Raw genomic sequence first — 22,618 nt, 5'->3', positions numbered from 1 at the left:
AGCGTAGGGCGCACTTGAAGCTTTGCGTGCGACGGGTTTTAGTCGCTAAGCAAGAGCGCAGTGCGCCGCAAGTCCCTCCTCGTCTTTACTTAGGCCAAGGTAAATTCCAAGGTGCTGCGATTTTTGCAAGTTGCGCTTCTAAGTCCTGAAATGCCAATCCTGTTTCCGGGGCCAGTAAAATTCGCTGCTGTTCTCCCTGATAATCAAAATCTAAAGCCCATGCATGCAAGTAGCCACGATCTGCTGGTGTGCCGCCATAGCGCTCATCGCCCAAAATAGGGCTGCCTAAACTCTTAAGGGCAACGCGTAATTGATGGGTGCGGCCACTGAGTGGCCTAAGGATAAACAATCGTTGCCCATAAAGCATATCTCCATAGCTAAAGAATTGCGTGGCTGCTTTTAACTCGCCATCACGACTTAATCGCCAAGAGCCTCCCCTGCCCTTTTCCATTGCACCCTTGATCCAGCCCTGTTTTTTGGATGGTTTTTTGTCGGAGATGGCTAGGTAATATTTATTAATTCGGTGCTCAGCAAAAGCATCGCCAAAGTAGCGGGCTGCCTCGGCATTTTTTGCAAAAAGCAGCAAACCCGAAGTCAGTTTATCAAGTCGATGCACAGGCCAAAGCGGCATTCCGCCTAGCGCTTGGCGTAATACTTCAACAAAACCCGCCTCCCCTGCTTCTTGGTGAAAAGATAAGCCTGCAGGCTTGATGGCGACTAAAAAATCGGAATGCTCAAAGGCAATAAGTGGGTGGCTTGTATGTGGGGGCATGCTTGGCTAGGCTAAAGAGATTACGATGATGGACATTTTGCTAGGTATAGGACGTAAGCATAATCATATGCGCAAAAAGAAACTATTATGGCAAGCCATTCTAATCTCGATCCTTGCCTGTGTGGCGGTCACTTTATTTGCAGCCTGGCTGGCCAGAGAGCAGGCCAAGGAAGAGTTGCAGGGCTATCTTCATGATATTGCCGAGCAAGCTATGCTGCGTAGTGATCGTGCTTATACGGTGAGTGGGCATTTTCTTGAGCAGTTAGATAAATCGGATTTAAATGACTGTAGTGAGGCTCATCAGCAGCGCCTGAGTAATATTACGTTCAGTGAGCTATTTGTACGTAGCGTGATCTATGCGCCGGATGGCGTGGTGAAATGTTCGGCATCGAGCAGATCAAATTACCCTTTGCCTCCACCAGATCAACACACTATGTTGGGTCGCTCGCTGTGGTTTGAGTTTAAAGGGGATTTACCTAAGCCCTCTATTCTGTATGGTAAAGGACCACATTATGCCGTGATTAACTCACAGTATTTAGTTGATATCTTGCCTGTTAAAAAGCGAGGGCTATATATTGAAGTGGATCGTAATCAAAGGCGTTTGGCCAGTACCAAGAATGTGAAGCCTAAGCCAGACACAACGTGGTTGCAGCAGACTAGTGTAAGCCGAACAAATCCAAACTATAAAATTACCGCTTCCTTGCCCCCAAAAGAGTTGCAACGTGCTTGGCAAGATTACTTTAAAGACTTGTTGCCGTTATGTAGCGTGGTTTGCATTATATTTATTGGCATTATTATCTGGTTTACCCGGCGTAGTTTTACCATGGGGCTGGAGATCATCGAAGGCCTGCGGTTGGGTGAGTTTGAAGTGCATTATCAGCCCATGGTGACGTTGGCAAAGAGTGAAGTATGCTGCGCTGAAGCGCTATTACGCTGGCAGCGGCAAAATGGCTCCAAAATTAGCCCGGATCTTTTTATCGGCTATGCCGAAGAAAACGGCCAGATCAGCCTGTTGACACAATTTGTACTGGAAAAAGTGGCCACTGATTTAGCGCAACTTGCTAACACTGATGTTTCTATCTCTGTGAATTTAGCGGGCGCAGATTTAGCCTCGCCACTATTTGTAGAAAACCTTGCTGCGCTTTGCAAAAAGCATCAGCTTGCCCCGAGCCGCATTGAATTAGAAATCACTGAGCGTAGCCTAGTGCTGGGCCAGAGCGAGATCGAGGTGATTACCCGCTTGCGGCAAGCGGGCCACATTATATTGATTGACGATTTTGGCACGGGGTATTCCAGCCTTAGCTATTTACATACTTTGCCGGTGGATATACTAAAAATCGATAAAAGCTTTGTGCAAGCACTAGGTAGTGGTGCTGCCACGCATCATGTGGCATCGCATATCGTACAAATGGCTACTGCACTGGGTTTGAGCGTGGTGGCAGAAGGAATTGAAACCACCGAGCAGGCAGAAACGCTAAAAGAAATGGGCGTTGAATGGGGACAAGGTTGGCTGTATGCCAAGGCGATGCCTTTTGAAGAGCTCAGGCAATTTTTGCAGACCCCTACCCCTGCAAGATTTAAACCGCTAAGCTCCGATCCTTTGCCTGACACCGTATGAAACTGACTTTAATTGCTGTTGGGCACAAGATGCCGGATTGGATCGACTCTGGGTATAAAGAGTTTTCTAAGCGTATGCCACGTGATTTTCCGCTGCAATTGCTAGAGCTAAAGCCTGATAAACGGGGCAGTGGCAAAACCGCACAGCAAGTGATGAGTGATGAAGCCGAGCGTATCCTGGCGGCCATCCCACAAGATGCCCGCGTATTGGCCTTAGATGAGCATGGCGCTAACTGGACCACCATGCAGCTCGCCGAAAAAATGAAGACCTGGCAAATTGATGGTCGGGAAACGGTATTTATTATTGGCGGCACCGATGGCCTAGACCCCAGTGTAAAAAAACGCGCCGATCAGCTATTGCAACTCTCAGCCATGACCCTGCCGCATGGCATGGTTAGAGTGCTATTGGCCGAACAGCTTTATCGGGCGGTATCGATTATCAATAACCACCCTTATCATCGCGAGTAATGATGTTGTGGTGTTGTAGGGTGGGTTGTAACCCGCCATTTTTTAATGCGGCTCATTATTCCATTACAATATTATTCACAACGCGGGTTTCACCCGCCCTACACGTCATATACCCATGCCAAAACCTCAACTCTATCTTGCTTCCGGCAGCCCACGCCGTCAGGAGCTGCTGGTGCAAATTGGCGTTCATTTTGAACGCATCTCTGCCCCTATCGATGAAACCCCTTTCCCAAATGAAACCGCCAAGGATTATGTGCTGCGTCTGGCGAAGGCTAAGGCAGAATCAGGCTGGCAAGCCATGCTGGCACAGGATAAACATCCCCTACCCGTTTTAGCCGCAGATACCACGGTGGTGCTGGACGGACAAATTTTGGGTAAACCGCTGGATGCGAACGATGCAACCGCTATGCTGGAGCAGTTATCTGGCCGCAGCCACGAAGTGCTTACCAGTCTGGGTTTACGCACCAATACCGGCATAGAAATCATACTATCGCTTAGTACAGTTACCTTTATGCCACTGAGCCCTGCGCAAATCGCAGCCTATGTTGCCAGTGGCGAACCTATGGATAAGGCTGGTAGCTATGGCATACAAGGCAGGGCTGGATTGTTTATTTCTGATTTGCAAGGCAGCTTCAGCGGCGTAATGGGCTTGCCCCTGCACGACACAGCCGCCCTGCTTGCTCGTCACGGTTTGGGGTTTTTAGCAGGCTAATTACGTTTGTGTACAGAGGTTAGAAATAATACCTATGGTGTTGTGTTTACAGGTTTTATTGATTCTGTATGGACTAAATGGTCTACCTGATGTCAAAAATGGGCGCTACCTGACCATTTTTGTCACATTGTGTTTAGAGCCAGTCATAAAAAAGACCCTTCGGGGTCTTTTTTATGAGAAAAATAATTTTTATGAGTTAAGAGTTCAATAAATATAAGTTTTCGCCTACTAAATAGCTTAAGGCGCTGATTCTATTGGTGCCGTTGAGGTGAATCGAACACCCGACCTACTGATTACGAATCAGTTGCTCTACCAACTGAGCTACAACGGCAAGACTCAATAAAATTATAAGCCACAGCGCCTCACCCCACCGATAAATTCCGCCGTTAATCAGTCAGCGATCAAAAGCTAAGCAAGCAGGCATCGATATTGCACATGTCATAAACAAGCAAAAAACATATTTTGCGGCTTAATGCTCGGGGAAAAAAGCTTTTAAATTAAAGATTTAGGAGCAAGATATGAAAAACTTACAAAAAGGTTTTACCCTGATCGAACTGATGATTGTGGTCGCCATTATCGGTATCCTGGCCGCCGTTGCGATTCCGTCTTATCAGGACTATACGAAGAAAGCGAAGTTCTCTGAAGTGCTGAGTATTTCGGATTCATACAAACAAGCTGTGGCGATGTGCCAGTCAGATTTAAATACGTTTACGGGATGTAATGCAGGTACTCAAGGTATTCCGGCTACCCCAACTGTAGCTACAACAGGCTTAGCAACAGGGGGTACGGTAACAAATGGCGTTATTTCCTTTACAGGTACAGCGGCAGCAGGTGCATATACCTTTATTTTAACTCCTGCTTTAAATGCAGAAGGGACTGCAATTACGTGGACACAATCTGGTACATGCTTAGCTGTTAAGTACTGCAAGTGAACATAGACGTTCAATTTATAGAGCTAGCATTTTTGCTAGCTCTATTTGGAGAGTAAAATGCAATACATCCAAAAAGGTTTTACATTAATTGAATTGATGATTGTTGTGGCAATTATAGGAATTTTAGCTGCCGTAGCAATTCCCTCTTATCAAGATTATACAAAAAAAGCGAAATTTTCTGAAGTTCTCAGTATTTCTGATTCATATAAACAAGCGGTTGCATTGTGCCATGCTGACTTGAATACATTTACAGGTTGTAATGCAGGTACTCAAGGTATTCCAGCAACTCCCACTGTAGCTACAACAGGCTTAGCAACAGGGGGAACTGTAACAAATGGCGTGATTACATTTACTGGTACAGCAGCAGCGGGTGGCTACACTTTTGTTTTGACACCAACTTTAAATGCACAGGGGACAGCTATTACTTGGGCACAAACAGGGACGTGTTTGGGTGTTAAATATTGTAAGTAAAAAAAATTAAAAGATGAGCGTTTTATTTTGCTCATCTTTTAATATTAAAAAACAAGGGGGGTCCAGTGAACAATAAAAATATAATTTATTTGCATTTGATGTTGATAATATTTTTTCCATTTTTAATATACTTTAATTTTTTATGGGGCCCAATTGTATTTGATGATTTGTATTTTTTTAATGGAACTGAACACCATCATCTTTTAAATAAGTTTTTTGATTTTTCTTTGCGATGGTTTCCATATGCAACATTTGAATGGACCCGAGTCTTGCTTGGTGATGATGTTGTTTGGTTGCACCTTGGTAATTCACTGATTCATGCGTCTAATGGAGTACTTCTATATTTTTTTCTAAAATTTATTTTTTATGAAGTTATTGATAGTAGATATGAAGGGTTATCACTAGAAAATACTGCATTTTTTGCTAGTTTAATATTTTTATTGCATCCCGCCTCTGTTTATTCCGTTGCATATTTATCGCAAAGAAGTATGTTAATGTCTACTTTTTTTGCAATTGCTATGTTAATAATATTTTTGAAGAGTGTTTTATTTAAAAATAAAATATATTTATATATTTCAGTTGCATTATATGGTTTGTCGGTATTGTGCAAAGAGCATGCGATTATGTTACCAGTTATAGCTTTTGCTGCTTCTGTTTTAATAAAGAATGATTTCAAATCAATAGTTAAATTTAGCTGGCCATATTTTTTATTATGTTTTTTTATTGCAATTTATGTTTTATATACAAAACAATCTGAAATTGATTTGTATGGGTCTACTTATGAGTTAGGTGCTCCAGAAATGCTTGCCCGATTGAAAGTAATTGATCCTTATTTTAATATAAAGCTGGCTTACCCACTTTCAATATTCACTCAGGCAGGATTATTCTTTAAATATCTAATGGTTTGGATTGTTCCCTCTCCGCGCTGGATGTCTATAGACATATATGAAACATTTTCCACACGCTTTTTTTTGTTCCCTCAAATTATTGGCGCAACTTTATTTGTTATTTTTCCGCTACCATGCATTTATTTACTGTTACGTAAAGGTTTGGTGGGGTTATTGGGGTTTGCTATTCTTTGCCCATGGGTATTGTTTTTTACTGAGTTTTCTACTATTCGTATTCAAGAGTCGTTTGTCATTTATCGTAGTTATATCTGGATTGTTTTTTTATCGTGTGCTTTGCCGTTTTTCGTGCAAAAAATTAGCCCGAAAAAATCAATTATATTACTAAGTATCATTGCATTATTTATGATTCCTTTAACCTTACAAAGGTTGACTAGTTTTTCGCACCCTTTATTGCTATGGGATGATGCTGCTAGATTAGTGGAAGGTAAAGAGAATAGACCAGGTGTTGAACGTGTTTACCATAATAGAGGTTTGGCATTTTTCAAAGAAAAGCAATATAAACTAGCTTTAGATGATTTTAATAAAGCACTAGAAATATGGCCGCAATATAGTTTTGTCTATAACGATAGAGGGGCTGTTTATCTTGAAATGCAAGATTACCAACAGGCACTGGTAAACTTTGATCAGTCGATTGTGTTAAAGCCTGACTACTTCAGGCCCTATCTTGGTCGCGCCCGGGCTTTTGAGCTACAAGGGAAACCGGAGCTTGCCAAAGAAGACTACGCTAAAGCATGTGCGATAGGAGTTGTAGCTGTTTGTGCTCGGCGTTAAGTGCACTCATCGGTAAAATAATTTGAGTCGGCTTGTTTTATAAGCTGGCATGACTATTGCTTAGTATCATCCCGTGAATGTTTTGGTTAAGTGAAGCGTAGGGCTTCCTTCTTAAACATTATATGGGAGCGATAAAAATGAAAAACATGCAAAAAGGTTTCACCCTGATCGAATTGATGATCGTTGTAGCGATTATCGGTATTTTGGCTGCAGTAGCGATTCCTTCGTATCAAAATTACGTTGCAAAATCTTTTGCTGCTGCAGCATTGGCAGAAATTGATGCTTTCAGAACCCCTTATGACAGCAAACTTTCTGATGGTGAAACTCCAGTATTTGCTGCTGATGCTACGACTGCAGGTTATATCGGTAAAGTGACAACGGCACATTGCACACTGAGTGCTGTGACTGCTGATGGCGGTATCCTTTGCACAATGCTTAACCAGCCTAAAGTTCTTGCTGGTAAAGTGTTGCAAATGACTCGTTCAGTTTCTGGTGAGTGGGAATGTCAGACCACAGGTGCATGGGCTGACGAAGCTTTGAAAGCCTTGCCTAAGGGTTGCAAGAATAGCTAATTAGGATTTATATCGTTTTAATTAAATGGCCTACTCAATATAAGTAGGCCATTTTTTTATTTTATGCAGAACTTATCCAAAGCATTATCTCGTGATAATTTTTCTCATCCCGTGTTCCTCATTTTGTGGGAGCCTAGAGGTCAGCTATTTCATTTTGAATAAAAATAAGACAATGTATTATTTGTAAGAGTTGAAGTTTTTCTCTACTTTTCTGAGATAGTTGTTGGAGTGCAATATGAAAAACATGCAAAAAGGTTTTTCTCTGATTGAATTGATGATTATTGTGGCAATTATTGGCATTTTGTCTGCAATAGCGATTCCCTCATATGCGAATTACCAAGCGAAAGCAAAGATGGCTGCGGGCTTGGCTGAAGTTACACCGGGAAAAACAGTAGTAGAAGTAAAGTTGAATAACGGTGAGATCATTGCAAATGCAGCAGCTATTGGCTTAGCTGCTACTACCAATAATTGCACAATGACTGCAGAAGTTGCGAATACAGGGATTGTATTTATTTCATGCTCAATGGCCAATGCGCCAGGGAAAATTTCTGCGGCAAAGATTACATGGACGCGTGCTGTTGGTGGTGAGTGGACTTGTGCGACGACAGGGATTGTGGCGGGTTTCGAGGATTTAGCGCCTAAAACGTGCAAACAGGTGTAAGGGTTTAATAAGTTGTGGCACGTTGTGCCGAATGAGCAAAGTGATACCACACAATCCAGTATCTGTAATGGATGCTGGATTGTGTGTTTGATGCTGCTGATTAATCACTCATGGTGCAATTGCGCTATTACTCTTATTGACCTTACAAAATAAACCATCACCCCTTAAAAATCTCCCTCACATCCCGCGCGCCCCATTCTGGGAAGTGTTTGCGTACCAGTGTATTTAAATCCACTTCAAAAGCACGCCATTTAGCCCGTTCATCTTGCTCGTCGCTGGCTGAATGGGCCGCGGCTTGTTCGATCATACCTGCGCCTGCGGTGGCGTTGCTTAGCCGGTCGATGATGATGAAGCTGCCGGTGCCTTTGCAATCTGCGTAGGTGTCGAAGACGACGGGGGCATTTAGGATGATGCGGCAGAGGCCGATTTCGTTGAGTTTTAGCTCCTTGGCTTCCACATGCTCCATGCTGTTTACATCCACACGGTGGGCGATTTGGGCGATTCGGCCAAAGACGTTTTTACCCGCAAGTTTAAAGCCGTATTCTTTGCCCACGGTCAGTGGCGCTTCGTTCATCCACACTAAATGCGCGTCAAAAGATTGGCCGATTTGTGGAGCGATATCGCTGGTTTTAACGATCATATCGCCACGGCTGATGTCGATTTCCCGATCTAAGGTCAGCGTGATGGCTTGGCCTGCAAAGGCGGTTTCCAGCTCACCTTCATAGATCACAATCGCTTTTACCTTGGCCGTTTTGCCTGAAGGCAGGGCGATGATTTCGTCACCTGGAAATACGCGGCCAGCGGCGATGGTGCCGCAAAAGCCACGGAAATCGAGATTAGGGCGGTTCACGTATTGCACCGGCAGGCGGAAGGATTCGAGGCGGCTGTCGCGATTGATTTGCACGGCTTCCAAGTGCTGCATAAAGGTCAGGCCGGTGTACCAGGGTGCTTGCTCGCTTGGTGTCACCACATTATCGCCGCGCAGTGCAGAGATCGGCACAAATTGAATGTCGGCGATATTTAGGGATTTAGCCAGTGTTAGATATTCTGCGCGGATTTCATTAAAGCGCTGTTCGCTAAAGCCGACTAAATCCATTTTATTCACGGCGATAATCACATGCTTAATGCCCAGTAGGCTGACGATATAGCTGTGGCGGCGAGTCTGGGTTTGTACACCATAACGCGCGTCGATCAGGATAACGGCCAGATCGCAGGTGGATGCGCCGGTGGCCATATTGCGGGTGTATTGCTCGTGGCCGGGGCAATCGGCAATGATAAATTTGCGCTTATCTGTGCTGAAGTAGCGGTAGGCCACATCGATGGTAATGCCTTGCTCGCGCTCGGCTTGCAGGCCGTCTACCAGCAGAGCCAGATCGATTTCTTGATCGGTGGTGTTGTATTTTTTGCTGTCTTTTTGAATGGCGGCAAGCTGGTCTTCAAAAATCAGTTTTGAATCGTGCAGCAGGCGGCCGATCAAGGTGGATTTACCGTCGTCCACATTGCCACAGGTAATAAAACGCAGCAGATCTTTGTTTTCGTGCTGCTTTAAATAGGCTTCGATATCGCTGGCGATCAGATCAGATTGGTGTGACATATTATTAGAACCTTAAATTCTGTGGACACAGAGATCAGAGAGAACACGGAGCACACAGAACAAAGGGGGAGAGGCACTGTATTTCTTAGTGCCCTCTCTGTGTTCTCTGTGTCTACAGGTTTTTCTGAACTTCTAGAAATACCCTTCCATTTTTTTCTTTTCCATCGAGCCTGATGAATCATGGTCGATCATTCGCCCTTGGCGCTCGCTGGTGGTGGTGAGCAGCATTTCTTGGATGATTTCTGGCAGCGTTTTTGCGGTGGATTCGACAGCGCCAGTAAGCGGGTAACAGCCCAGCGTTCTAAAGCGTACCGATTTCATTTCTGGTACTTCACCCGGCAACAGGGGCATACGATCGTCATCTACCATGATTAGGGTGCCATTACGCTCAACTACGGGGCGAACGTCGGCGTAGTAGAGCGGCACAATGTCGATGTTTTCCATATAGATATATTGCCAGATATCCAGCTCTGTCCAATTAGACAGCGGGAATACGCGGATGCTTTCGCCTTGGTCGATTTTGGAGTTGTAGATATTCCATAGCTCTGGGCGTTGCACTTTTGGATCCCAGCGATGGTTTTTATCGCGGAATGAGTACACGCGCTCTTTGGCACGAGATTTTTCTTCATCACGGCGTGCGCCGCCAAAAGCTGCATCAAATTTGTATTTATTCAGCGCCTGCTTCAGGCCTTCGGTTTTCATTACGTCGGTGTGCTTAGCCGAGCCCGAGCTAAATGGATTGATGCCCGCTTTTACACCTTCTTCATTGATGTGAACAATCAGATCAAAGCCGCACTTTGCTGCCATTTTATCGCGAAATGTGATCATTTCGCCGAATTTCCAAGTGGTATCCACATGCATCAGCGGAAAAGGCATTTTGCCCGGAGCAAAGGCTTTCAGCGCCAGATGCAGCATCACGGCAGAATCTTTGCCAATGGAATAGAGCATGACCGGGTTATCAAACTCGGCGGCTACTTCTCGAATAATATGGATGGACTCTGCTTCGAGTTGCTTAAGGTGAGTCAGCCTTGCTTCACTGAGGGTAGTCATACTTTATCCGGGCAAAGAGATTGTTTCAAAATGCGGGTGATTTTTCTGCGACGTTTTGCGTAGCGCTGAAAGGGTTCAGGCAATGGCTTATAACGCTATAACCTTGCGAATTTACCGAAGTCGGGCCGGTAAGCGAAGGATTTAATCGTTATATCTATATGGATGCTTTGGCGATGATTTCTTTTACCAGCTCGGCATTGGTTTCTATCAAGGCGTATTCGTCCTGGCCGGGGATGCCCATATGCACATTGGGGTTGCAATAACGCATTTGGCTGGCGAAAGGCAGGCGGGCGGAGGTGTGGAATTCTTTGCAGCCGGTGGTGGCGACTAATTCGGCGATATTATTGCAGCGAACACCTGCACCGGGCATGACGACTAGGCGATCACCTGCGGCGGCTTGCAGTGTTTTGAGCAGGGCAGCACCCTCTAATGCCGTGGCGGCCTGGCCGCTGCTGAGCAGCCGATTGCAACCCGTGGCAATAACGTCTTCCAGCGCTTTGAGTGGGTTCTGAGCCACATCAAAAGCGCGGTGGAAGGTGACTTGCATGGGGCTGGCCAGCGCAACCAAGGCTTTGCAACGCGCCACATCGATATAGCCATTGGCAGTCAGTATGCCAATCACTATGCCGTCTACACCGAGCTTTTTGCAGGCAATAATATCGCGCTGCATCACTTCGTATTCCAGATCGGTGTATAAAAAATCGCCACCGCGCGGGCGGATGATCACATTAAAACCGATCCATAAACGCTCTCTGGCTACGGCGATTTGCCCGTACGATGGCGTGGTGCCACCTTCTAATAGATTATCGCAAAACTCAACCCGATGTGCGCCGCCTTCCTGAGCAGCTAAACATGATGTAACTGATCCAGCACAGATTTCCAGCAAAATATCAGACATAGATGCTTCCAAAAGAGAACGCCGCCAGAAGGGGCGGCGTTATTTATAGATAGATTTGCTAGGACAGAATGAAGCTTAAAAGGTTCGGGAAAAGCGATGTAGCTTAAGCCGTAAGTTTGATGGTTCAGATCAATAATTTATTTTCTTATGGGGTGCAACGACGGTGTTGTTTTACATCCTTAGCAATACGATCAAGGTGTAAAAGTCGTTGCTCGCCCTAAGCAATATGCTATTAGCTCAACAACTAAGCCGCTTTTGCTGCAAATATATTTTCATTCAGTGCAGCATAAATGCCACGTAAACGCCCCTCCAGATCGGCGAGCTGTGTGGCGAGCTGTCTGTCCATTTCTTCCAGCTCTTCAATACGACTTTCCAGTGTGTCGGTGGCTTTATGGATGCGCTTAATGCTTTCTAGGCGCCGGCGTAATTGCAGCTGATGTTCGCGCACCTGTGTTTCCATCGGTGCCATTACGGCTTTTAGCCAGTTTTCTACATCGCGGTTGGCTACTTCAAATACATAGAGCACACGGCTGGCTATGGTTTCAAAGAATTTATGCGAAAGCTTACCCTTGCTGGTGGTGAGCAAAGTACTGACGGTATTGAAATGCTCACGGAAAGATTTTTCTAAGCGCGAAATTTCTTTGTGATACTTCAAGGTAGAAAAAGGTGGTGGAGTAACGCTACCCAAGCCGTGTTCTTCGCTAAATTTCTTATACATCGCCGCCATCATGGCTTGGATTTCGGCCACTTGGGCTGCGGAGTGGCTGATATTGCCATTCACGTCTTTAAAAAACTGATCCATGATTGCGCGCAAACCGCCTTCGCCAAAGGAGAACATGCTGTTTTCCATTTGCTTACGCACGGCTTCGATATTGCCTTTGAGCGCATCAATGCCCAGCAATGTCATCAACTGATTGGTTTGCTGGCTGAAAATGCTGCGTAGTGCCTGAAAACGCACCAAGCCTTGTTCAAATTTGCGCTTGTCGGCGTGCACCTTATCCATCATTTGCCCGACAACATCCTGATTCTTGCCACGCAGAGTGGATAGCTCGTTGAGTTGCTCCAGCACACCGTCCCGTCGCACTGTCAGAATCGCGCGCATACCTTGAACGATGTCTTCTACTTCGGTGATCGTGCTGTCGCGAACGATATCTTGCTTGGAAGGAAGCAGCTCGTTAGAAAGTGCTTCTTCTAATGCCGTTAGGCGTGAGCGAGCCAGTAAATCTACATCCTGGTTTACTTTGGCAACCAGCGCTTTTTGTGCCGAAATAGGGTAAACATGGCCAATAGACACGCCGAGCAGCTCAGCAGTGGTGGTAATCTGATGATTGATTTCAGCTTCGATTTGCTCGGGGGGTTTTAATTCATCCCACATGCTGTCGATTTTATTGAGCACGGCTAAGCGGCCACGGTTGCCGCCTTTGGCAATATGCGAGCGCCAGATATCAATATCCGAGCGGGTAACACCGGTGTCTGCTGCCAAAATAAAAAGAATAGCGTGTGCATTGGGCAGCAAATTAAGCGTGAGTTCAGGCTCGGTACCAATGGCGTTTAGCCCCGGTGTATCCAGAATCACCAAGCCTTGTTTGAGTAGCGGGTGCGGGAAATTAATCACCGCATGCCGCCAGCAAGGAATCTCGATGGTGCCTTGCGCATCCACTGCGATGAGCTGATCTGGGTCTTCGGCATTGTAAAGGCCGTAGCTGGCTGCTTCTGCCACAGGGGAGCGGCGTGTAAGGCCTACATGCCGAAACGATTCAAACATGGCATCAGCATCATTAACATCTAGTGGAATGGTTTTCCATTCTTCAGGATATCGGCGATATTCGCTGGTGGTTACATTCTGAGTGCGGGTTTCAATCGGCAAAAGCTGAATCGATGGCTCGCGCGAGGCATCGTAGAGCAGCTCGGTTGGGCACATGGTTGTGCGGCCAGCCGATGAGGGCAAAATACGTTTGCCATAATTTGCAAAGAAAATAGCGTTGATCAGCTCAGATTTACCGCGTGAAAACTCGGCAACAAAGGCAATATTCAGTTTGTCGTCACGTAGTTTTTCTATTAGCTGAGAAATACGCAAATTACTTTGGGCATCCTCCAAATCTTGCTCAGTCAGCCAGCGGGCGAGCTGGCTGATTGCCTGAGTGAGCTCAGCGCGCCAAGTGCTGTAAGCCTGGAAATCCCCGACTAAGCGATCACTGCCACTTGGGTCATTCACTGCCAAATCGTTTTGATGCAGATAATCGGTGCTCATTGCCATCTCTCTATTTGCGACGCCGTCATTGTTTGTAAGTTGTGAGTCTTGGTTAATGTGTTGTTTTAATTGTAATTTATTTGTTTTTTAATTCTGGCATTGAGGGCAATAAAATGTACTGCGTTGCCCCTGGCGTATTTGTTTGATTTCAGTACCACAAATTCGGCATGGCATTCCTGCCCGGCCATAAACAAAAGCACTCAGCTGAAAATAGCCTGCTTTACCATCGCTATCGACATAATCACGCAGTGTGCTGCCACCTGCAATAATCGCATCCCCTAGTGTCGCCTTGATTGCATCAACTAATTGCGCAGATTTTTGATGATTTAGGCTATTTGCAGCTCTGTTGGGATTGATTTTTGCCCTGAATAAAGATTCTGATGCATAGATATTACCAACGCCCACTACCGTATGGTTATCCATAATGGCGAGTTTAATCGCTATTTTCCGATTAGAGTGGGCGGATAGAAGATGATCGGTATTAAATTGCTCGGATAATGGTTCTGGCCCCAGCTTTAATAATAAAGAATGTGGTCCATTTTCTAATGCTTGCCATAAACAAGCGCCAAAACGGCGTGGATCGCGATATCGTAAGCGTTTTCCATTAGCTAAAACTAAATCAAAGTGATCATGTTTTTCTGCCGGAAATGCTTCGGTTAATACGCGTAAATTGCCTGACATGCCCAAGTGAATCAGCAGGGTGCCGTGCTTAAAGTTAAAGAGTAAATACTTTGCCCTACGGCTTACGCTGAGTATTTTTTTGCCTTCTAGTGTTTGAGCTAGATCGGCAGGAATCGGCCAGCGTAATCTGGCTTGGCGAATAATCACTTCGCTGATCACAACACCTTCTATATGCGGTGCAATGCCGCGTTTTGTGGTTTCAACTTCGGGTAATTCTGGCACTTTTTCTTCCCGTTGGCGGTGCTGATGTTGTTGTAAACACTGGATATATATTGCGTATAAAGAGGCTTACTGGCGAGTGATAATGGCGCAGCTGCTTGTTTTGTAAGCATTTTTATGAGTTTTTAATATTGTTTTTATTCTATGTTAGTAAAGCTTACGATCTGTCGATGAATATAGTAAGTGTAAGACGAGCTATTCCTATCTGAAATATCCGAGTTAATATGGAATGATTAATGACGTTACTGGATTGTGCCATGCTCGTCCCTTTCCGACACTATGCTCTTTGCTTACTTATTAGCAGCTTATTTTTGGGCGGGTGCGCCTCTGTGCCTGTCGCCTCCACATCCGGGGTGACGGCGAGCGAACCCGCTGAGGTTACGGGCGATGCGGAGCCGGTTCGGGATGAAAGCTTTGCCCCTGAAACGCTATCACGTTTACCTCTGTCTAATGATTTGCTATTGCGTTTTTTGGTTGCGGATATTGCTTTGCAGCGTGGCCGAACAGCATTGTCCGCGCAAACCTGGTACGACTTAGCAAACCGAACGCATGATCCGCGTGTTGCACGTCGCGCTACCGAAGTCGCAGTAGGCGCGGGGCAGTTGGGTTTGGCTCAGGAAACGGCTCAGCAATGGATTACAGCGGCACCTAACTCGGTGGGTGCGCGACAAATATTGCTTACTTTATTGATTCGGGCAGATCGCATTGAAGAAGCCCGCCCGCATATAGAGGCATTGCTGGCTGCCAAGCCTGAGGATGCTGCTGCTTTCTTTATGCAAATGCACTTGCTCTGGGATAAAAGCAGCGATCGAAAAGCTGCGTGGATGCTCACAGATGAGTTAACGCAAAAGTATCCTCAGCTGCCGGAAGCTCGCTTTGCCCGTGCCGTGGCCTTAGCTAATCAGGAGCGTTTTAATGATGCCATCGCAGAATTAGATCGCGCTTTGGCAGCTCGCCCTAATTGGGAAGTGGTGATTCAGTACAAAGCACAGCTTTTATCGAATCAATCGCCTGCGGGTAGCATTGAATTTTTGCAAAAAGCCATAAAAGATAATCCGATGTCGTTTAGCCTGCGTAATAGTCTGGCGCGTGAATTAGTTGCTGCTCAACGTTTACCTGAAGCAAATCAGGTTTACCAGGAAGTACTTAATTTGCAAGCGAGCAATCTGGATGCCTTGATTGGCACGGGTTTAATTGCATTGCAGCAGAGAGATTTAGATACGGCTTATCGCAATTTAAGCGCTGCCATTACGCAAAACCCGCGCAATGTGGATAACTTACGTTACTACCTGGGGCAGATTGCCGAAGAGCGCTATCGTTTTGACGAAGCATTAAAGTGGTATAGCCAGGTAGGTGGCGAATTTGCCTTGCCGGCTAAAAAACGCTTGCCACGAGTTTTTGCCCGTTTAGGCCGCATGGAGGAAGCACGTAAAGCGATCACCGCCTTGCCTGCGGACACCGAGCAAGCACGGATTGAGCATATCCAGATGGAGGCTCAGTTGTGGCGTGAGGCACGCGATTATAAAAAGGGTGTGGATATTTTAAGTAAGGGAATTACAACTTATCCACAGTCGGCAGATTTAATTTACGATCGAGCCTTAATGGCCGATATGCAAGGTAATTACGCTTTAGCTGAAAGCGATTTGCGTAAGTATGTACAGCTGCTACCCGCTAATGCTCAGGGAATGAATGCCTTGGGTTATACGCTGCTGACACGCACCGCCAAGCTTGCAGAAGCCGAAAAATGGCTGGAGCAAGCCATCGCCTTAGAGCCAGATAGCCCTGTGATTCTGGATAGCTTGGGCTGGCTGCGTTATAAGCAAGGCAAGCTGCCAGAGGCACAAGAGTTGCTGAAGCGTGCCCACGCAAAATTGTCTGAGCCTGATGTTGCCGCACATTTGGCTGAAGTATTGTGGCAGCTGGGTGATAAGGTCGAAGCCAAAAAAGTGGTGGATGCCGCGCTCTTAATTGATGCCAAAAATGAAACCTTGACCGAAACTATCTCCCGGCTAGGTATTCGTTGATGCGCTTAGGTTTTGTTTTGCTGCTGCTATTTATGCTGGCAGGCTGCGCATCTACCCCGCAAGCAACTCGGGCGGGGTATTCGGCGAGTGGGCGCGTGGCTTTAAAAGTGGCGAATGAAAGGCACTATGCTCAGTTTGATTGGCATCAATTGGGCGAGCAAAGCGAGTTGTCGCTTTCTGGCCCGCTCGGGCAAACGGCAGCAGAGCTGCGTTTTAGCCCCGGCAGAGCGAGCTTTCGCGGTGCCAATCAACGCGAAATTACCGCAAACTCTGCCGATGAGCTGATCTTAGAGGCGCTTGGCTGGCCTTTGCCTGTGTCAGGTTTACGCTGGTGGCTACGTGGTGAGCCTGATCCGGAGCTTGCGGTAACAAGCCAGAGTGAGATTGAAAATGGCCGCCTGCTCTTACAGGCAGGTTGGCATATAGAAAGTAGTGATTATCGCGGGCAACCTAGCTTGCCGCATAAATTAACGCTAAGTCGTAGCGATTTAGAAATCAAAGTAGTGATATCAGAATGGCAATGGAATCCCTAATGAGCAGTACTCACGATTGGCAAGATTTTCCTGCACCCGCCAAACTTAATCTCTTTTTACATATTATCGGTCGTCGTAGCGATGGTTACCATTTGCTGCAATCTGTGTTTCAGCTGATTGATCTGGCCGACACCATCAGTTTGCGGGTGAATGATAATGGTGAAGTCCGGCATCTCAATCCTTTACCCGGAGTGCCTGCGGAAAGCGATTTAACCGTGCGGGCTGCACGTTTGCTGCAGCAAGCTACAGGATGCAGCAAGGGCGTGGATATCCAAGTAGAGAAGCGCCTGCCTATGGGCGGCGGTGTGGGGGGGGGCAGCTCGGACGCGGCCACGGTGATGTTGGCGCTGAATCGCCTTTGGCAGTTGAATTTGTCACGCAGCAAGTTGATGGAGCTGGGTTTAAGCTTGGGCGCAGATGTGCCGTTTTTTATTTTTGGCGAGAACGCTTTCGTGGAAGGGATAGGCGAAATCATGACGCCGATACTTACTCCTGAGGCTCATTTTGTGATTCTTCACCCTCAAGTGCATGTCTCTACACCACAAATATTTTCCGACCCTAGCTTGACAAGGGATACGCCGCCGATTACAGTTCCGCACCTCAGCAGCGCCATGACCCAAAATGATCTGGAAGAAGTGGCGCGTAAGAGTTATCCGGAAATAAGCGAAAGCATTACATGGCTTGGCCAGCATGCAAACGCAAGGATGACCGGCTCAGGTAGTTGTGTTTTTGCAAGTTTTTCTTCACCCAACGAAGCAAACCGTGTAATATACGACCTGCCAAAAAATATGACCGGATATGTAGCAAGGTCATTAAGTAAGCATCCATTACATGAATTTGCCGAGTAGTGTTTAGGCAGTTTCATTAGGGGAGTCGCCAAGTTGGTTAAGGCATCGGATTTTGATTCCGACATGCGAAGGTTCGAATCCTTCTTCCCCTGCCATCATTCGAATAGAAAAGCGTGTAATTTAAAAATTACGCGCTTTTCGTCCTTCTGGAATACAGAAATGGCTTACGATAGTCTCATGGTGTTCACTGGTAACGCTAACCCGAAACTTGCTGATAGCGTAGTTAATCACCTGGACATCTCGATCGGCCGTGCCACGGTTGGTCGATTCTCGGACGGTGAAGTGACCGTTGAACTGCTGGAAAACGTTCGCGGTCGCGATGTTTTCGTTTTGCAGTCCACCTGTGTACCGACCAACGATAATCTGATGGAAGTGATGTTGATTGTTGATTCGCTGAAACGCGCATCTGCAGGCCGCATTACTGCAGCAATTCCCTACCTTGGGTATTCCCGTCAGGATCGTCGCCCACGCTCTGCTCGTGTGCCTATCTCTGCCAAAGTGGTCGCAAATATGCTGACTGTGGCTGGGGTAGATCGTGTGCTGACTGTCGATGTACATGCAGATCAAATCCAGGGTTTCTTTGATATCCCTGTAGATAATATCTACTCGACACCGGTATTACTGTCGGATATCCGTGAAAAACGCTATGAAAACCTGATGGTTGTCAGCCCGGACGTAGGCGGCGTATTACGTGCCCGCGCCATGGCTAAGCAATTGGGTGTGGATATGGCGATTATCGATAAACGCCGCCCTAAGGCTGGCGTTGCCGAAGTTATGCATATTATCGGTGATGTAAAAGACCGTACTTGCGTGATTATTGATGACATGATCGATACCGCCAACACCCTGTGTAAAGCGGCGCAAGCTTTGAAGCAACACGGTGCTAAGCGCGTATTAGCTTACGCTACGCATGCCGTGTTTTCGGGTGCTGCTGTAGAGCGCATTATGCAATCTGATCTGGATGAAGTGGTTGTGACTGACACTATTCCAGTGAGCCAAGCAGCACAAGATAGTGGTCGTGTACGCGTGGTATCGATTGCTGGCCTCTTGGCTGAAACGATGCGCCGTATCAACAACGATGAATCTGTTTCATCCTTGTTTGTAGATTAATTCGATTTACGGACTTTTGTCCGCTTACTGTGCTGTCTGGTCGCGGACAGCACTTATTTAAATGCACCAAGCCAGCCCTGAGGGCAAGCAAAGTGCTTATGGAGTTTTATCATGACTTTTGAAATCAATGCAGTAGCACGTGACACGCAAGGTACGGGTGCGAGCCGCCGCCAGCGTCGTGACGGCCGTTTGCCAGCAATCGTTTACGGTGGCGATGTAGCCCCTGTAGCCGTAACTCTTGATCACAACAGCATGTATTACGCTTTGCAAAAAGAAGCGTTCCACACTGCTTTGATCACACTGAATGTTGAAGGCGCTGCTGCTGAGCAAGTTCTGGTTCGTGCTGTTCAATACCACCCGTTCAAGCAATTGGTTCTGCACGTTGACTTACAACGCGTAAACGAAGCAACTGTTGTTGAATTGAAAGTACCATTGCACTTCATCAACGGCGAAAACAGCCTGGGTGTTAAGTTGCAAGGTGGTTCGATCAGCACTGTGCTGAACGAAGTAATGGTTCGTTGCGTAGCTTCTAAGCTGCCAGAATTCGTAACTGTTGATTTGGCTGATTTGTCTGTTCTGAAGACTTCAGTTCACTTGTCAGACATCAAGCTTGCTGATGGTATCGAATTGGTATCGTTGGCTTCTGGTAAAGACTTGGGCGTTGTAAACTTGAACGGTGCAAAATCTGTTTAAGTTTTAGCTCTTAAAAAACCCGCTACGGCGGGTTTTTTTTCGTCTTTTAGTTCTATCTCTCTGCTATTCTTTCTTTCTAATAAAAATTAGAGAAAGCTATGCGTGGAGAAGAGCAGTCATCAGGTCAGGACTATATCCAAACATTTACCTGGAGCCCCTTGGTATGGTTAGCTAATTTACCCGTTATCCCACCGAGGCATAAGGCCAAAGTGATGGGGGCGGCGCTACTGCTGTTGTTATTTATTTTGATTTATTGGCTGGCGCCAAGGCTGGGCGTTTCACCTTTTCATGTTCGGCAAGATGGCTTGGACTACGCCCCCTATTTCACGGATGTGCAAGTGTCTGCGGATCGTAAAGTACCGCAAGGCCTGCCCATTGCTCAGGCCGAGTTGAGCCTGCTTGGGTCTTGGCCGGGTTTTACTCTAAGCCAGTATTCATCTGAAAATACCCAGCAATTAGTGTTACGAAATCACGCTGGCAAAATTGAATGGCAGGCAGCGATTGATGTTCCCGGCGTGGGTGATGCAACAGCAGCTACACCGGGCCGCTGGATCGGGCGCTTTAAACTGATTCCCGCGAGTGCAGGCTGGGCTTGGTCTGGTGGCTGGAGTATTGATATTGAATCAGATCGTATTGCATGGGGAAAGATTTATCTGGCACCCGATGCCAGCTTGCGTGTCATTCGCCACCACCCAAATGCTGCAGCTTTTGCCTCGCTGAAAAAAATGGGCGCTTAGTAGCTCGCCGGATTTAAGTCTTACAGGCTGCCTAGGGTATCATGTAGCCCTTTTCGCCTGTTTTTGAAAGACTATGCCGCAAATTAAACTGATTGTAGGGCTGGGTAATCCGGGTAGCGATTACGCGCAAACCCGCCATAATGCGGGATTTTGGTGGGTGGATGAATTAGCTAAAGATGCCAATGCCTCTTTACGCCACGATAATAAATTCCACGGACTGGCTGCTAAAGCTCGCCTGCATGGCAGTGATGTATGGCTGCTAGAGCCGCAAACTTTCATGAACCGCAGCGGCCTATCCGTGGTGGCCTTGGCGCAGTTTTATAAAATATTGCCCACAGAAATCCTTGTGGTGCACGACGAGCTGGATATCCCCGCAGGGCAGATCAAGCTGAAGCAGGGTGGCGGTAATGGCGGGCATAACGGCTTAAAAGATATTCAGGCCCACTTGGGTACACCTGATTTCTGGCGCTTACGCGTGGGCATTGGCCATCCGGGCAATAAGGCCGAAGTGGCTAATTTTGTACTTAAGCCGCCACGCAAAGAAGAATTCGAAGGCATCATGGATGTGTTTATTAAGGCGCACCATGTGCTGCCTAAAATGCTGGCAGGGGATATGGGCGGAGCAATGCAGCAATTGCACGCTGGCGTGCAAAGGCCAAATAAACCTAAGCCAGAGTAAAAAAGTCTGTAGGCACAGAGCACATAGAGATAAAAAGCAGCACACAGAGAAAACAGCGCAGGGTGCACTCGAAATGACTAGCAGCTGTATGCGGCATGTGATGGCGATTATGCCCTGCAGTAAAATTGAGCAGCTAATTCAACTAGCTTAAAGTATTCCTCTGTGTTCTCACCGCTTTCTGTGTCTACAGAAGTTTGTAGTTTTATAAAATGAGCAACGAGTATTTATGAATCGCACTCCGGTCAATTTAATCAGCGGTTTTTTAGGCGTCGGCAAGACCACCGCCATGATGAAGCTGCTCGCCACCAAGCCGCAGGATGAATACTGGGCGGTGGTGGTGAATGAGTTTGGTGAAGTCGGCATCGATGGGGCCAGCCTGTCGGTGGCGGCGGATGGTTTGCAAGTGGCGGAAGTACCCGGCGGTTGTATCTGTTGCACCACCAGCCCCATGCTGCGAGTCACACTGACTAAATTACTGAAAGGTAAGCGCCCTGATCGCCTACTTATCGAGCCATCAGGCTTGGGGCATCCGGCGGGGATTATCGATTTACTGCGTGATCCTTTTTTGGCCGCCGCCCTGGATGTGCGGGCGGTGCTCACGCTGCTTGATGCGCGGCATTTGCAAGACAGCCGCTATACCAGCCATGAAACATGGCGCGATCAGCTGCAATTGGCCGATGTGATTGTGCTGAGTAAGGCCGATTTGGCCGATGTCGATCAAATGGCTGCTGCTTGGAAAATGGCGCAAGCGATGTTCCCGCCAAAGCTCGCCATTGTAGAAGCGGTGCAAGGCGAATTCTATCCTGCTCTGCTGGATTTAGAGCTGCATCCAGAGCGCTGGCCAGTCGCCAGCACGCCTAACACTCATAGCAATAATCTGCGCAAACGCGTTAAACCAGTTGCTGCCGTGGAAGAAGAGCAGGTCTGGCCGATTAAAAAGTCCCATTCGGCTTTAGGCTCGCACAGCTGCGGCTGGATTTTTGCCCCAGAAACCCTTTTTTTTAGCGCCAAACTCGCCGATTTATTTGATGCGCTATCTAGCCCGCAAAGCTTGGGATTAGCAGGTTTATCCCGTGCTAAAGGTGTATTTCATACCGAGCGGGACTGGTATCGATTCGACTGGGTAGATGGCATGCTGGGAGCCACCACCACGGCTTATCGCCGAGATTCACGCTTTGAAGTGATTGTAAGCGGTGATACCGTGCCCGATTGGGTGGCGATAGAAGCAGCAATCTTGGCTGCGATGATTTAAAAAACTAAGGTCTGTAGACACAAAGAACACAGAGTTTAAAAGCAGAACACAGAGAAATAATGAAAATGAAGTTAAGGATGCTCTGATTAGATCGTCATCCCCGAATGTTTTGTCGGGGATCCAGTAAAAATGTTGGATTTCAATCCGCACGGGAATGACGAAACA

At 46.8% G+C, this 22,618-nt stretch carries 22 protein-coding genes and 2 tRNA genes; 17 read left to right on the top strand and 7 right to left on the bottom strand.

The genetic code is table 11. From position 1 onward, the window contains the following. Positions 1–85: 85 nt before the first annotated feature. The gene (locus tag VN23_RS17685) at positions 86–772 is read right to left on the bottom strand and encodes a TIGR01621 family pseudouridine synthase (protein ID WP_046353752.1); all 687 of its coding nucleotides are present in this window, start codon (positions 770–772) and stop codon (positions 86–88) included. A gap of 67 nt (positions 773–839) precedes the next feature. Between VN23_RS17685 and VN23_RS17680 the strand changes: the two genes are divergently transcribed. The 3 genes from VN23_RS17680 to VN23_RS17670 all read left to right on the top strand — a co-directional run bounded on the left by VN23_RS17680 (position 840) and on the right by VN23_RS17670 (position 3,569). Further along, the gene (locus tag VN23_RS17680) at positions 840–2,390 is read left to right on the top strand and encodes an EAL domain-containing protein (RefSeq protein WP_197432948.1); all 1,551 of its coding nucleotides are present in this window, start codon (positions 840–842) and stop codon (positions 2,388–2,390) included. Then, on the top strand, positions 2,387–2,857 hold the full coding sequence (gene rlmH, locus VN23_RS17675) for a 23S rRNA (pseudouridine(1915)-N(3))-methyltransferase RlmH (RefSeq protein ID WP_046353751.1): 471 nt from the start codon (positions 2,387–2,389) through the stop codon (positions 2,855–2,857). Before VN23_RS17680 ends, rlmH begins: the two co-directional genes overlap by 4 nt. 115 nt (positions 2,858–2,972) lie before the next feature. After that, the gene (locus VN23_RS17670; protein WP_046353750.1) at positions 2,973–3,569 is read left to right on the top strand and encodes a Maf family protein; all 597 of its coding nucleotides are present in this window, start codon (positions 2,973–2,975) and stop codon (positions 3,567–3,569) included. Between the two features lie 255 nt (positions 3,570–3,824). On the opposite strand, the gene VN23_RS17665 is transcribed toward VN23_RS17670, so the two are convergent. Beyond that, positions 3,825–3,900: transfer RNA gene (locus tag VN23_RS17665), tRNA-Thr, on the bottom strand. A 187-nt stretch (positions 3,901–4,087) separates the two neighbouring features. Between VN23_RS17665 and VN23_RS17660 the strand changes: the two genes are divergently transcribed. The 5 genes from VN23_RS17660 to VN23_RS17640 all read left to right on the top strand — a co-directional run bounded on the left by VN23_RS17660 (position 4,088) and on the right by VN23_RS17640 (position 7,884). Beyond that, positions 4,088–4,501 carry a pilin gene (locus VN23_RS17660; protein WP_046353749.1) on the top strand — a complete coding sequence of 138 codons (414 nt, stop codon included), beginning with the start codon at positions 4,088–4,090 and terminating at the stop codon, positions 4,499–4,501. A 57-nt stretch (positions 4,502–4,558) separates the two neighbouring features. Beyond that, positions 4,559–4,972 (top strand): pilin, encoded by a 414-nt coding sequence (locus VN23_RS17655; protein ID WP_046353748.1) that lies wholly within the window; start codon positions 4,559–4,561, stop codon positions 4,970–4,972. Between the two features lie 65 nt (positions 4,973–5,037). After that, positions 5,038–6,651: a tetratricopeptide repeat protein gene (locus VN23_RS17650; RefSeq protein ID WP_046353747.1), complete on the top strand. Its 1,614-nt coding sequence runs from the start codon at positions 5,038–5,040 to the stop codon at positions 6,649–6,651. 137 nt (positions 6,652–6,788) lie between these two features. Then, positions 6,789–7,223 (top strand): pilin, encoded by a 435-nt coding sequence (locus tag VN23_RS17645; RefSeq protein ID WP_046353746.1) that lies wholly within the window; start codon positions 6,789–6,791, stop codon positions 7,221–7,223. A gap of 235 nt (positions 7,224–7,458) precedes the next feature. Beyond that, positions 7,459–7,884 carry a pilin gene (locus VN23_RS17640; RefSeq protein WP_046353745.1) on the top strand — a complete coding sequence of 142 codons (426 nt, stop codon included), beginning with the start codon at positions 7,459–7,461 and terminating at the stop codon, positions 7,882–7,884. A gap of 157 nt (positions 7,885–8,041) precedes the next feature. Here VN23_RS17640 and cysN read toward each other — a convergent pair whose 3' ends face one another. The 5 genes from cysN to mutM form a co-directional block, all read right to left on the bottom strand. Then, a complete protein-coding gene (cysN, locus tag VN23_RS17635) occupies positions 8,042–9,478 on the bottom strand; it encodes a sulfate adenylyltransferase subunit CysN (RefSeq protein WP_046353744.1) in 1,437 nt (478 codons plus the stop codon). A gap of 132 nt (positions 9,479–9,610) precedes the next feature. Then, positions 9,611–10,528: a sulfate adenylyltransferase subunit CysD gene (cysD, locus tag VN23_RS17630; protein ID WP_046353743.1), complete on the bottom strand. Its 918-nt coding sequence runs from the start codon at positions 10,526–10,528 to the stop codon at positions 9,611–9,613. Between the two features lie 154 nt (positions 10,529–10,682). Then, positions 10,683–11,426: a copper homeostasis protein CutC gene (locus VN23_RS17625; RefSeq protein WP_046353742.1), complete on the bottom strand. Its 744-nt coding sequence runs from the start codon at positions 11,424–11,426 to the stop codon at positions 10,683–10,685. Positions 11,427–11,670: 244 nt separating this feature from the next. Continuing rightward, on the bottom strand, positions 11,671–13,677 hold the full coding sequence (locus VN23_RS17620; protein WP_062654931.1) for a dynamin family protein: 2,007 nt from the start codon (positions 13,675–13,677) through the stop codon (positions 11,671–11,673). Positions 13,678–13,764: 87 nt separating this feature from the next. Continuing rightward, positions 13,765–14,580, bottom strand: a complete 816-nt coding sequence (gene mutM, locus VN23_RS17615) for a bifunctional DNA-formamidopyrimidine glycosylase/DNA-(apurinic or apyrimidinic site) lyase (protein WP_046353740.1) — start codon at positions 14,578–14,580, stop codon at positions 13,765–13,767. A gap of 326 nt (positions 14,581–14,906) precedes the next feature. On the opposite strand from mutM, the gene VN23_RS17610 reads away from it, so the two are divergent. The 9 genes from VN23_RS17610 to VN23_RS17570 all read left to right on the top strand — a co-directional run bounded on the left by VN23_RS17610 (position 14,907) and on the right by VN23_RS17570 (position 22,453). Continuing rightward, complete coding sequence (locus VN23_RS17610) at positions 14,907–16,601, top strand: tetratricopeptide repeat protein (RefSeq protein WP_197432947.1); 1,695 nt, start codon at positions 14,907–14,909, stop codon at positions 16,599–16,601. Then, positions 16,601–17,134: a lipoprotein insertase outer membrane protein LolB gene (gene lolB / locus VN23_RS17605; RefSeq protein WP_052746813.1), complete on the top strand. Its 534-nt coding sequence runs from the start codon at positions 16,601–16,603 to the stop codon at positions 17,132–17,134. The genes VN23_RS17610 and lolB overlap by 1 nt, the downstream gene beginning before the upstream one ends. Further along, positions 17,134–17,982: a 4-(cytidine 5'-diphospho)-2-C-methyl-D-erythritol kinase gene (ispE, locus tag VN23_RS17600; RefSeq protein ID WP_082752831.1), complete on the top strand. Its 849-nt coding sequence runs from the start codon at positions 17,134–17,136 to the stop codon at positions 17,980–17,982. The genes lolB and ispE overlap by 1 nt, the downstream gene beginning before the upstream one ends. 18 nt (positions 17,983–18,000) lie before the next feature. Next, positions 18,001–18,077, top strand: a tRNA-Gln gene (locus VN23_RS17595). Positions 18,078–18,141: 64 nt separating this feature from the next. Then, on the top strand, positions 18,142–19,092 hold the full coding sequence (locus VN23_RS17590; protein ID WP_046353737.1) for a ribose-phosphate pyrophosphokinase: 951 nt from the start codon (positions 18,142–18,144) through the stop codon (positions 19,090–19,092). A 111-nt stretch (positions 19,093–19,203) separates the two neighbouring features. Then, positions 19,204–19,785, top strand: a complete 582-nt coding sequence (locus VN23_RS17585; RefSeq protein ID WP_046353736.1) for a 50S ribosomal protein L25/general stress protein Ctc — start codon at positions 19,204–19,206, stop codon at positions 19,783–19,785. Between the two features lie 98 nt (positions 19,786–19,883). Then, the gene (locus VN23_RS17580; RefSeq protein WP_046353735.1) at positions 19,884–20,522 is read left to right on the top strand and encodes a hypothetical protein; all 639 of its coding nucleotides are present in this window, start codon (positions 19,884–19,886) and stop codon (positions 20,520–20,522) included. A gap of 73 nt (positions 20,523–20,595) precedes the next feature. Next, positions 20,596–21,201: an aminoacyl-tRNA hydrolase gene (pth, locus tag VN23_RS17575; RefSeq protein ID WP_046353734.1), complete on the top strand. Its 606-nt coding sequence runs from the start codon at positions 20,596–20,598 to the stop codon at positions 21,199–21,201. 226 nt (positions 21,202–21,427) lie between these two features. Next, positions 21,428–22,453, top strand: coding sequence for a CobW family GTP-binding protein (locus VN23_RS17570; protein ID WP_046353733.1), 1,026 nt, complete (start codon positions 21,428–21,430; stop codon positions 22,451–22,453). Positions 22,454–22,618 lie beyond the last annotated feature (165 nt).

This window comes from Janthinobacterium sp. B9-8 (assembly GCF_000969645.2).
Lineage (GTDB): Bacteria > Pseudomonadota > Gammaproteobacteria > Burkholderiales > Chitinibacteraceae > Iodobacter.
This window is presented reverse-complemented; position numbering and strand designations above follow the sequence as displayed.